Annotated in this window: 12 protein-coding genes; 5 read left to right on the top strand and 7 right to left on the bottom strand. The window is 53.5% G+C overall.

What is annotated here, in order from left to right; translation table 11 throughout:
• The first annotated feature begins 10 nt into the window (after window positions 1-10).
• From cysE to JMG82_RS00105, 5 genes are all read left to right on the top strand, one after another.
• Entirely contained in the window at window positions 11-718 is a 708-nt protein-coding gene (gene cysE / locus JMG82_RS00125; RefSeq protein ID WP_201352921.1) for a serine O-acetyltransferase, read from the top strand.
• A 30-nt stretch (window positions 719-748) separates the two neighbouring features.
• Window positions 749-997, top strand: a complete 249-nt coding sequence (locus JMG82_RS00120; protein WP_201352920.1) for a hypothetical protein — start codon at window positions 749-751, stop codon at window positions 995-997.
• Between the two features lie 134 nt (window positions 998-1,131).
• Entirely contained in the window at window positions 1,132-2,301 is a 1,170-nt protein-coding gene (locus JMG82_RS00115) for a pyridoxal phosphate-dependent aminotransferase (RefSeq protein WP_283242316.1), read from the top strand.
• A complete protein-coding gene (locus tag JMG82_RS00110; protein WP_201352918.1) occupies window positions 2,301-2,468 on the top strand; it encodes a hypothetical protein in 168 nt (55 codons plus the stop codon). Before JMG82_RS00115 ends, JMG82_RS00110 begins: the two co-directional genes overlap by 1 nt.
• 2 nt (window positions 2,469-2,470) lie before the next feature.
• Window positions 2,471-3,715, top strand: coding sequence for an EAL and HDOD domain-containing protein (locus JMG82_RS00105; protein ID WP_201352917.1), 1,245 nt, complete (start codon window positions 2,471-2,473; stop codon window positions 3,713-3,715).
• A gap of 45 nt (window positions 3,716-3,760) precedes the next feature.
• On the opposite strand, the gene metE is transcribed toward JMG82_RS00105, so the two are convergent.
• The 7 genes from metE to JMG82_RS00070 form a co-directional block, all read right to left on the bottom strand.
• Window positions 3,761-6,055, bottom strand: a complete 2,295-nt coding sequence (gene metE, locus JMG82_RS00100) for a 5-methyltetrahydropteroyltriglutamate--homocysteine S-methyltransferase (RefSeq protein WP_201352916.1) — start codon at window positions 6,053-6,055, stop codon at window positions 3,761-3,763.
• Between the two features lie 74 nt (window positions 6,056-6,129).
• A complete protein-coding gene (locus JMG82_RS00095) occupies window positions 6,130-6,486 on the bottom strand; it encodes a hypothetical protein (RefSeq protein WP_201352915.1) in 357 nt (118 codons plus the stop codon).
• A gap of 11 nt (window positions 6,487-6,497) precedes the next feature.
• Complete coding sequence (locus JMG82_RS00090; RefSeq protein ID WP_201352914.1) at window positions 6,498-8,411, bottom strand: TonB-dependent receptor plug domain-containing protein; 1,914 nt, start codon at window positions 8,409-8,411, stop codon at window positions 6,498-6,500.
• Between the two features lie 111 nt (window positions 8,412-8,522).
• On the bottom strand, window positions 8,523-8,750 hold the full coding sequence (locus tag JMG82_RS00085) for a hypothetical protein (RefSeq protein WP_201352913.1): 228 nt from the start codon (window positions 8,748-8,750) through the stop codon (window positions 8,523-8,525).
• A complete protein-coding gene (lpxD, locus tag JMG82_RS00080) occupies window positions 8,747-9,727 on the bottom strand; it encodes a UDP-3-O-(3-hydroxymyristoyl)glucosamine N-acyltransferase (RefSeq protein WP_201352912.1) in 981 nt (326 codons plus the stop codon). Before lpxD ends, JMG82_RS00085 begins: the two co-directional genes overlap by 4 nt.
• Window positions 9,724-10,197, bottom strand: coding sequence for an acetolactate synthase small subunit (gene ilvN / locus JMG82_RS00075; protein WP_201352911.1), 474 nt, complete (start codon window positions 10,195-10,197; stop codon window positions 9,724-9,726). The genes lpxD and ilvN overlap by 4 nt, the downstream gene beginning before the upstream one ends.
• A 2-nt stretch (window positions 10,198-10,199) precedes the next feature.
• Window positions 10,200-11,891, bottom strand: coding sequence for an acetolactate synthase large subunit (locus JMG82_RS00070; protein WP_201352910.1), 1,692 nt, complete (start codon window positions 11,889-11,891; stop codon window positions 10,200-10,202).
• Window positions 11,892-11,955: the final 64 nt, after the last annotated feature.

Genomic DNA, 11,955 nt, shown 5'->3' with positions numbered 1-11,955 from the left:
AAGAAAAACGATGACACCACCGCTCTATCGGCTCATTGTGGAGGATTTTCACAGTGTCTACCGGCGCGATCCGGCCATACACTCGAAATTCGAGCTCTTCTTCAACTACCCCGGTGTTTGGGCCATCGTCAACTACCGCATCGCCAACTGGTTCCATCGCAAAGGATTGCGTCTGATCGCACGCATCTGGATGGGTATCTCCCAGTTCATCACCAATATCGACATCCACCCCGCCGCGACGATCGGCCGGCGCGTCTTCATCGACCACGGCATCGGCGTCGTTATTGGCGAAACCGCTATCGTGGGTGACGATGTCACGATCTACCAGGGGGTCACCCTGGGCGGTGTCTCCCTCAATCCCGGCAAACGCCACCCCACAATAGAACGGGGCGTCGTCATCGGGGCGGGAGCGAAGGTTCTCGGCAATATCACGATTGGATACGACTCCAAAATCGGTGCCAACTCCGTCGTTGTCCGCTCGGTCCCGCCCGAATCGACGGCAGTCGGAATCCCGGCCAAAGTGGTCACCAAAGGGCGTGACAAGAGCCCCCTCAGCCACAACAAGATTCCCGACATCAACAAAGAACTTTTTGAATACCTCCTCAAACGGGTCGCGGTCATCGAACACATACTCGCTCCCGAGCACAAAGAGCTGCTCGAGGAAGACAAGAAACTGGACGAAATTTACAAAGCTTTTATCAAATCTATGAAACAATAGGTCAGCCACACCGGCAGAAAGGAATCCACGATGAAAAAAACTCTGCTTCTGGGAGCGGCCGCTCTGCTTCTTTTTGCGTTCAGCGGCTGCAGCGACAAGCAGCATCAAGTCAAGGCGGCCGATATCGAAGCCGGCAAAATCGATGTCGACAATGTCTCCTACTTCTGTCTTGATGGCGTACGTTACATCAAATACGATGATGACGACCAGTTCGGCGTCACTGTGAAATTCAACAAAGACGGCAGCGTCGATACCAACTGCGAAGCCGAAAAACGCTGATTCTGCGAAAGGGTCGAAGCGACCCTTCCACGCTTCCTTGCAACACAATGAAAGCAGGAGAAGATACAGTTTTTCTCTGTTTAAGTCTCCATTCCCCGATTTTTCGATAGAATGAAAAGAAAAAAAGGGTATTGATGCTTTCCAACAGAATTCAGACACTCTCGGAATCTCTTACCATTGCGATCACTTCACTGGCACAACAACTCAAACGTGAAGGAAAGGATGTCCTGGGTTTCTCCGCCGGAGAACCCGATTTCGACACGCCCCAGGTCATCAAAGATGCGGCAATCAGGGCGATCGAAGAGGGTTTTACGAAATATACGCCGGTGGATGGCATACCGGAGCTCAAAGAGGCGATTGCCGAAAAGTTGCGGCGCGACAACGGCCTGCACTACACGACCGACCAGGTGATCGCCAGCAACGGTGCGAAGCAGTCGCTTTTCAACCTTTTCCAGGCGACCATCAATCCGGGAGACGAAGTGATCATACCCGCACCCTACTGGGTCACCTATCCCGAACTCGTCAAATACAGCGGAGGCATCCCGGTCACGATCGAAACGGACGATACGACAGCATTTAAAATCACGCCCGAACAGCTCGAGGCCGCCATTACCCCCAAAACGAAGATGCTCGTTCTCACATCCCCCTCCAATCCGACCGGCTCGGTCTATTCGCGAGAAGAACTCGAGGCGATCGGGAACGTACTGAAAGATACCGATATCATGATCGCAAGCGATGAAATGTACGAAAAGCTTGTCTACGAAGGCACCACCTTCACCGCTGCCGCCTCTGTCAGCGACGACATGTTCGAAAGAACCGTCACCGTCAACGGACTGAGCAAATCGGTCGCGATGACAGGATGGCGCTTCGGATATTGCGCGAGCGCCGACCGTGAACTGGTCAAAGCGATGAAAAAACTCCAGAGCCAGAGTACATCGAACATCAACTCCATCACGCAGCTGGCGGCGATCAAAGGACTGGACGGCAGCGCCGACGCCGATATCGAAATGATGCGTCAGGCTTTCGAAGCGCGTTGTGAGGAGGCGACGCGCCTCTTCAACGAAATCGAAGGGCTTTGTGTCATCAAACCGAAAGGGGCTTTCTATCTCTTCGTCAACCACAAGGCGATCGAACCCGATTCGATGAAATTCGCCAAGGCGATGCTCGAAAAAGCGGGTATCGCTGTCGTTCCGGGCGCCGGTTTCGGAACGGACGGCTATTTCCGGTTCAGCTTCGCGACCGACATCGAAACGATACGCAAAGGGATAGAGCGCATCGCCGAATTTGTCAAAAGCTATCGCTGATGCAGGCTTTTCTCATCTTTCTGGCAGCTGTGCTCGTTCTGGTGGTTCTGGGATATTTTTTCCCGACCAAAACCCACAAGACACCCCAGAGTGACAGAAAGACGAGGCAGGGAAACACTTCAAAATGGATCGAAGAGATCAACTCGACAATGGAAAAGAAGAGGTAATCATGGATGCATTTTACATAGCGAGACAGCCGATCGTCGACAGAAACAATCGTCTTTTTGGATACGAAATACTTTTTCGCGGACACAAACCCGATGAAGATGTAGACAAAGGGACTGTGATGACGGCGACCGCCGTCAACAATCTGATCAACGTCATCGGTGTGGACAACGTCATCGGCCTGCATTACGGCATCATCAAAATCACGCCTCTTTTCCTCAAGAGAAAACTCCTCGAAGCCCTCCCGAAAGAGAGACTCATATTCGCCCTTTTCGAAGAGGATATGCACGACCCCGAACTGATCCGCCTTCTCGAGCACTACAAAGCGGAAGGCTATACGTTCGCTATCAACGATCTGCACGATCCCAAAACGATCGGACTGCCCCATATTCTCGATCTGATCAGTTACATCAAAATCGACCATGAAGCCCTGGATGAAGCGACGATCAAAAAGATCATCGAAACAGCAAAAGCGCATGGTATCAAGACGATCTGCTCCAAAATCGAGACGAGAGAGGCCCACCAGAACATGCTCGATATGGGGTGTGACTATTTTCAGGGCTACTTTTTCAAACAGCCGGAAGTGCTCGAAGAGTATCCTATCCACGCAGAAACCGGCGCGATTTTGCTGCTGTGGAACCTGATACGCAACGATGCATCGACCGACGAACTCGTGGAAGCTTTCGAAAGAGAACACACAATCACGCTCCAGCTGCTCCGTTTCATCAATTCCCCCTTTTTCTCCCTTCGGCAGACTGTCACGTCGATACGCCATCTCATTACGCTGCTGGGGCGCAACCAGCTCTCCCAATGGCTGCTCGTCATGCTTTTTGCAAAAGAGACACAGCGCGACAATGGTAACCATCCGCTGGTTCTGATGGTCATCAACCGTACAGAACTGATGGTAGGGCTGCTGAAACTGATAAAACCCGATGCCAGCAAATCGATGCAGGAGACCGCCTATCTTGTGGGTATGCTCTCGCTTATCCATCTCATTTTCCACCGTCCCCCCAGAGAAATCCTCCACCATCTGCATGTCTCCGATGAGATAGAAAACGCTCTCTTCGAAGCCGACGGACTCTATGGTAGGCTTCTGAACATGGTGAGGGTTATCGAAAACAACGATGTCCAAAAGTTGAATCAGATCGTCATGAAATACAACCTTTCACCGGACGCGATCAACAAACTCTCCCTCGAAGCGATGAAAAAAGTCAATGCGTTCGACGAAGCGTTGAAGGCGATGCAGTAAACACCGTTGATTGATACCGATGGAGACTCCGTCCCCATCAAAATGTCAAAGTCTTTCTCTCACTCTTATCGTCGCCTCCACCATATGTTGTAGGCTCGGTTTCACCTCTTCCCAGCGGCGGGTTTTCAGGCCGCAGTCGGGATTGATCCAGAGTTGTCTGGCGGGCAGTACCTCCAACAGGGCTTCGATCTGCTTTTCGATCTCTTCGACGCTCGGAATGCGTGGCGAATGGATGTCGTAGACCCCCGGCCCGATCTCTTTTTCGTACCCGTAGGATTTGAAGACTTTGAGAAGCACGTTGCCGCTTCGCGCTGTTTCGATGGAGATGACGTCGGCATCCATCGCTTCGATCGTTTCGATGATGTCGTTGAAATCGCTGTAACACATGTGGGTATGAATCTGCGTCTCTGGCTCGGCCACGTTGGTGGCGATCCAGAAACTTTCCAATGCGAACCGCTCATAAGCCGGGCGTTTGGAGACTCTTAGAGGGTACCCCTCTTTGAAGGCCGCTTCATCCACCTGGATCATGCCGATCCCCGCTTTTTGCAGGTCGTCCACTTCGTCACGGATCGCAAAAGCGATCTGGTAGCAAGTTTCACTGCGGGGCTGGTCGTCGCGTACGAAGGACCAGTTGAGAATCGTCACGGGGCCGGTGAGCATCCCTTTCATCGGTTTTTCGGTCAGGCTCTGGGCGTAGGTGCTCCAAAAAACCGTCATCGGCTCTGGCCGGCTCACGTCACCGTAGATAATGGGCGGTTTGACGCAGCGGCTGCCGTAACTCTGCACCCAGCCGTTTTCGCTGAAAGCCACCCCTTTGAGCTGCTCACCGAAATATTCGACCATATCGTTGCGCTCGAACTCGCCGTGCACCAGCACCTCAAGCCCGATCTCCTCCTGGAAGGCGACGCAATCGCGGATGAACCCCTTCATCTTTTCCACATATTCGGCTTCGCCGATCGCCCCTTTTTTGAAATCTCTCCGTACGGCACGCACCTCCGGCGTCTGGGGGAAACTGCCGATCGTGGTGGTGCAAAGGGGCGGATAGCCAAAACACGCATGCTGGCGTCCAATCCGCTCGGAAAAAGGAATGCGCTGTTTTTTGAGCGCTTTGATATCCGCCATCCTGCTTTGCACCGCTTCATCATGAATTCGCGGTGAAGTCCGCCTCTGTGCGTTGGCTTCACGGTTTTTGGCATAAGCCATCGCCTCCTTGGCATTCAGATAGTTGGCCCCCCGATGGAAAATTTTATGAATGAGCGCCACTTCGTCCAGTTTCTCCACACCGAATGCGAGCCACGATTTGATGTCGTCGTCCATCTTTTCTTCGTACTTGAGCGTGTATGGCACATGCAGCAAAGAGCAGGAGGTCGATACGACGATCTTCTCTTTCTCCATCTTTTCGGCAAGCCTTTCCAAAAACCGGACCTTCTCTTCGATATCGCTGACCCAGATATTGCGTCCGTCGACAACCCCGGCGATCAGCGTTTTGCCACTTTCGGCGATCGCTTCGACGACCCCGACATTCTCTTCACCGTGGACGAAATCGAGGCCTATACCTTTGATAGGCGTTTGTACCAACTGTGCCACCGCCTCTTTGGCGTGATCGAAGTAGGTCACAACGTAAAGATCGACATTTTCCGCAACCCCGGCCAGGCGCGTATAGGCCTCTTTGCAAAGCAGCGATACCTGCGACGCTTTGTCGGTCACCAGTATCGGCTCTTCCACCTGGAGCGTCACCCGACTATCCAGCCCGGCAAGCGCTTTCACCAGTGCTTCGTAGGCAGGGAGGATCTCTCCAAAGAGCGAGAGAGCATCCCCATCCGGCGTATCGATCCGCTTGGCGTTACCTAAAAATGTCAGCGGGCCGATCAGATTGATCTTCGGCGTAATCCCCTGGGCTTTGGCCGCTTCGTACTCGTCGACGATCTTTTGCACATTGACCGACCATGCCATGCCGGCTTTGAGTTCAGGAACGATGTAGTGGTAGTTGGTGTTGAACCATTTGGTCATCTCCATCGCCGTATGATCCGCATCGCCCCTCGCCATGGCGAAATAGCGCTGCGTAGGATCGTCGATATCCTTGAATCGATCGGGTGTCAGACCCAACATCTCCACCATATCCAGCGTCTGGTCATAAAGCGAAAAATCGTTGACGCTGACGGCATCAATACCTGCCTCTTTTTGATACGTCCAGTGGCGCTTTTTCAGCATATCCGCCGTCTCCAAAACGGCTTCGAAACCGCTCTGGCCTCTCCAGTAGGCTTCCAGCGCCTTTTTCAACTCTCTCTTTTCACCGATACGGGCGAACCCCATCACCCATGTTCCCAATGTTTCGGACATAGCAAACCCTTTCTCATTTTTGCAATTTGTAAAGTCGCAAAGCGACCACCAAAAATTTTTGGTTTTTAGTTTTTTCACTGTTCGTTGAAAAAGGGGGGTGCCAATCCGGTTTTGGTGTAGCGGCAGCGGCAGGTAAAGCGTCGGAAGTGCTCGCTGATATAGAGCAGCAGATAGGCGAGCCGTTTGAAGTAGCAGTTGCAGTGGCAGGGTTTGGCGCCGCTTGATTGAGGCCGGGCGACGAAACAGGATACAAGTGCTTGAAGCATCGCCTCCAAAGGGGGTGGATCCTCCTCCGCTTCGCCCACGCTTTTGGGGTATTCGGGACGATACGCCGCAACGGCGATATGACGTGCATGCAGCATGGCCGCCGCACTGTACGCCTGAATCGCCGCCAACGTAAAGTAGTTTTTCCCGAATCCCCGCACTTGCATCCTACACAGCCTTAGTAGACGAATCTCCAACCGGCATAAAGGCTCTGTCCTTCTGTCCTGTAACCATCGATCACCTGGTAATCTTCATCGAAAATATTGTCGAGTTTCAGGTAGAAACCGCCATATTCCGGCAAGCCGTAATTGATGACCGCATTCCAGACGATATATTCTCCCATCTGTACCGTTTTGGGTATAAACCCTTCGTAATGGACGTCCAGATAGTCCGCCGCATATTGCATACCGATCGTCACATCGAGTTTGTCCGTCGCAAAAAAGCTCCAGGAAGCGCCGACACGGTGTCTGGGACGCCGCAAAAGCCGCGCATCGTTGCGGTCTTTCGCATCGACATAGGTATAGGAGAGTTTCAAAACCGAATCGATGGCATCCACCGCTCTCTCGTAGGCGAGTTCGACACCCTGGATTTTCGATTTGCCCTCCCGGTTTTCATACCGTCCCGGTCCATAATTGGCACCGGGAACATAATCGATCAAATCGGTAATTTCATTGTAGAAATAGCCGATTGTGGCTCCATAACCGAAAAGTCTCGCATCGTAGGCCGTGGTCGATTCCGGTTTGAGGTTATCGTTTGGCAATGTATAGGCGCCATCTCCGTAACGTTCATACAAAGAGGGTACCCGGTATCCGGTACCGACGTTGGCGGCGAATCCCGCCTCGTTTGAAATACTGTATTTGAGACCGACTTTTCCCGTCGTTTTGTCGTTATAAGCGTCATAGTCGTCATAGCGCAAAGCGGCATTGGCTACCAATCTGCCATTCAGCATCGGTTGTGAAAATGCACCGTACAGGGCATTGTCTCTCACATCCCCGTCGAAATCGGCCCCATACGATTTGTCCATTTTCGACCGCCGATGGCTCACTCCCAGGGTGTAATCTCCCCGGGCAAGCGAAAAGTGCCCTTTGAGACCGGCTTCGTACTCGTTGCCTTTGTAGGCATTGCCGTCGTAGATCCTCTCGAAACGGCTACCCCATCCATACCCGGTGACCGTCACATCCCCCACTTTCTGGTCGATTTTGAGGTTGTAGAATTTCAGATCGGCACTTCCGTGTTTTTTGACCGAAGTGTTATTGAACCCACCGTCATAGTCGAAATCCGATACCACCTGCCGGTAGTTGCCTGAAATCTCCGTCGAATCGGTCGGCCGCAGCGTCAAAGCGGCGAGGTAGGTGCGTTCGGTATCTTGCGCATCGAATGTGGAAGTGGTTTTGGGCGGGAAACCGTCGGTTTTGAAACCGTCGAAACCCGCTTTGAAGCTGTAGCGGTCGCTTCCGTAGGATGCGACAAGGGAGCCCTCATGGGTCATGTAACTGCCTCCGGCGAGGTGCCCGCTGAAATGAAGCCCCTTTTTGGCCTTTTTCGTGACGATGTTGATGACCCCGCCGGCGGCATCGGCGCCCCAGACACCCGACTGTGCCCCCTTGAGGATCTCAATCTGCTCCACATCGCTCAGCCGCAAATGCTCTAGTTGCGCCTGGCCTTTGGTACTGGTGGGGTCGTTGACGCGTATACCATCAATCAACACTAATACATGTTCAGCCCCCATTCCATGAAGAGTAAAGCCGGATGTTTGTCCGGGTCCGCCGTTTTGGATGACGAAAAGTGAGGTTTGGTCTCTCAAAGCGTCGACGACGCTTCGGTAATGGTTTTGTTGAAGCTCTTCGGAGGTGATGACGCTAACGTCGGAGGTTATATTCTTTAACCTTGATGAGGAAGGAAGCGCGCTTTCGACGACGATATCTTCGAGAACTTCCGTCTCTTCGTCGGGTTCGACTTCTGTGTATTGGGCAATATGCTGTTCTTGGGATTCTATACGATTCTCCGTCGCCTGCAGATTGACGCAGCTGACCGTCGCTGCGATTGCGGCAAGAGAAAAATAACGTCCTTTGAAACCTTTGGCTAATTTCATGAGTCTCCTTTCTTTGAAATGTATCGGGATGGACCCTTTCCGGTTTTCCGGAAAAAAAGAAATTCCCGGCCCCTCTATGGGTGAAGGGAAGCGCGTTCGACGCTGTGGGCCTCAAAGGGCCTTTTTCGCCTCCTGCAGCGCCTCGATGACCTGATCCAGATTCTTTGCGGGGACATGCACCTTCCAATCCGGTTCATCGTCCGATTTCGTCAGCCATATGGCGATGCTCACGACCGGTTCGCTCCCTTCGCCGTAGGGTTCCTTGACCGTCGCGACGGATAAAACACCGTTGTCGCTGCTTGCCAGGGGAATCTCCTTGATCAGTTTCGTCTCTTTCATCTTTTCTCCTTCGATTTGTTGGATATCGCACTGTTGAGCATCCGCATCAGCAGCGCATTGAGCTTGAGCCACTTTTTGTGTTCCATGATCGGGAAACCGGCATAGACTTTGCCTCCTTCGATCGATTTGGTCACACCGCCCCGTGCCGCTATGGTCGCGAAGGGACCGATCTCCAGGTGTCCGGCAGTGCCGCTCTGACCGCCCATCACCACATTCCGGCCGAGTTTCGTCGAGCCGGAAAGTCCCACCTGTCCCGTCAATACCGAATACTCTCCGATATCGCAGTTATGGGCGATATGGACAAGATTGTCGATGATAGCGCCTTTGCGGATGATCGTCGAGGCGATCGCACCCCGGTCGATGGCGCAGTTGGCTCCGATCTCGACATCATCCTCGATCACTACGTTGCCGAGTTGAAAAAGCTTGACATGGCTGCCCTCCTTCGTATGGGCGAAACCGAACCCGTCGCTTCCCACGACCGTTCCCGCATGGATGATGCAGCGCTCCCCGATCCGGCAACCGTGATAGATCGTCACGTTGGGATAGATCAGTGTATCGCTGCCTATCTTCACATCGTCACCGATATAGGATCCGGGCATGATGGTCACCCGCTCCGCGATCACCACATTTTTTCCGAAACGGACCCCCTCCCCGATCCGGCACTCTTTGCCGAAAATCGGTTCCTTCCCCTCCTGCTTCATCGGCTCGGGAGCGAACAGACGGCTGGCATAGGCCAGTTTCAGATAGGGTTCGTCATCGACCAGGGCCACCGTCCCTTTTGGAACCTGCGATGCGAATTTCGGCGAAACCAGTACGGCGGCCGCCTTCGTTTTGGCGAGTTCATCGGCATATCTGGGATTGTCGAGAAAGCTCAGTTCCTGTGGCGTGGCGCTTTTGAGCGTGCCGATGCCGAGGATTTCACGATCTTCCCCTTCGAAGGCCACACCGATTTGGGCCGCGAGTTCACTCAGCCTCATTCGCGCTCCATGGCGACGACGCCGCCGCGCACGATTTCGACGGGATGAAAGCGCTGCGCCGCCTCGATGAAATGTTTGACCCTTTTGGGCTCGTCCGCCACCATCGTGATGATATGTTGGCTGCTGACATTGGCGATACCGCCGTTGTAGGCTTCACAGAGAGCCTGGATATTGGCCAGCGATTCGTTGATCGGAAATTTCATCATCACCAGCTCCTTTTCGACCATCTCTTCATGTTCGATCACCTTGTAGGTCGGAATCAGTTTGTGAAGCTGTTTGATGATCTGCTCGATGACCCGAACGTTTCCTTTCGTCTCGATCGTCAGCCGCGACATGTTGCTGTCGGGAATGGGTGCTACGGTCAATGTTTCGATATTGTAGCCCCGGGCGGCGAAAAGACTCGTGATGCGGGCGAGGACACTGTGTTCGTTTTGCACGATTACAGAGATTATACGTCGTTCTACTTTCATCATCAATCCTTGTATTCCAGCATCATGTTGTAGAGAGTTCCGCCACTCGGCACCATTGGGAGTACATTCTCATCCCGATCGATGATCACGTCGATCATTGCCACGACCCCTTTGTTCACCGCATCCTGAAGCGCCTCGTCGAACTCCTCTTTCGTCTCGACACGGTATCCGACACCACCGCACGCTTCGGCAAGGCGCACGAAGTCCGGCTGGAAGCTCAGATCGGTCTCCGCGTAGCGTTTGTCATAAAAGAAGGTCTGCCACTGACGCACCATGCCAAGATAGTGATTGTTTAGAATGATGTTGACCACAGGCAGTCTGCTTTCGACCGCAGTCACCAGCTCCTGGATATTCATCAGGATGGAACCGTCTCCCGTAAAGTTGATGCTGACCTTGTCGGGCACACCCCGTTTGACACCCATCGCAGCGGGGAAACCGAAACCCATCGTCCCCAGTCCCCCGCTTGTGACGAGCTGCCTGGGGTAGGAGAAAGGATAGAACTGTGCCGTCCACATCTGGTGCTGTCCGACATCGGTCGATATGACCGCCCTGTCGCCAAGAATCTCTCCGACACGCTTGATGACCCACTGGGGTTTGATGACTTTGTCGCTGTCTTCAAAATGCATCGGATGAATCTCGTTATAGCGTTTCAGGATGTTCCTCCACGCCTGGTAGCGGTCCGGGTCGACACACTCTTTGACCTTGGGAATCATCACTTCAAGAACCTCTTTGAGATCCCCGACAATGGGATAGTCCACGTCGATCAGCTTGCCGATGGAGCTGGGATCGATATCGACATGGATCACTTTCGCATGCTTGGCAAACTCGGAGAGTTTCCCGGTTACGCGGTCATCAAAGCGGGGTCCGAGGGCGATCATCAGATCCGTTTCGCTCATGGCCATGTTAGCCTGGTAGCTTCCGTGCATACCGACCATGCCCAGCAGCAGAGGATCGTCGTAGCGGAGCGATCCGCGGGCCATCAGGGTCTCAACGGCGGGAATCTGCGTCGCCTGGACGAATTCCCGGACAAGCTCCGCGCTGCCGGAATTGATGATGCCTCCGCCCAGATAGAAAACGGGACGCTTGGCGTTGCAGATCGCTTCGGCCGCCTTCTTGATCTGACGCACATTCCCCTTCGTCGTCGGACGGTAGGTCGGAAGGTCGATATGGGTCGGATATTCGAACGCGGCAACCTCCGCCGTCACATCTTTCGGGATGTCGACATGAACGGGACCTGGGCGTCCGGATGCAGCGATATAAAATGCCTCTTTGAGAATACGGGGAAGCTCCTTGGCGCTTCGAACCAGGTAGTTGTGTTTGGTACAGGAGCGGCTGATTCCCGTCGCATCTATCTCCTGAAAGGCATCGGTACCGATCATCGTGATGGGAACCTGCCCGCTGATAACCACCAACGGAACCGAATCCATGTAAGCTGTCGCCAGACCGGTCACCGCGTTTGTGAAACCGGGTCCGCTCGTCACAAAGGCGACGCCGGTTCTTCCGGTCGAGCGGGCATATCCGTCCGCCGCATGCACCGCGGCCTGTTCGTGCCGTGTCAGGATGTGCCGAAAATCGTTCTGTTTGTAGATTTCGTCGTAGACGTTCATGATGGCGCCGCCGGGGTATCCGAACACCGTATCGACCCCTTCGAGCTTCATCGCTTCGATCACCATCTGTGCGCCGGTCATCTCCATGGCCGTATCTCCTAAGGTTAGAAATTTGCCGATTTTAACCTAAAAGCGGTTAATCGCGGGTTAA

The sequence above is a fragment of the Hydrogenimonas urashimensis genome (genome assembly GCF_016593255.1).
GTDB lineage: Bacteria > Campylobacterota > Campylobacteria > Campylobacterales > Hydrogenimonadaceae > Hydrogenimonas > Hydrogenimonas urashimensis.
Note: the sequence above shows the minus strand (reverse complement) of the source record. Positions and strands in the feature narration are given on the sequence as shown.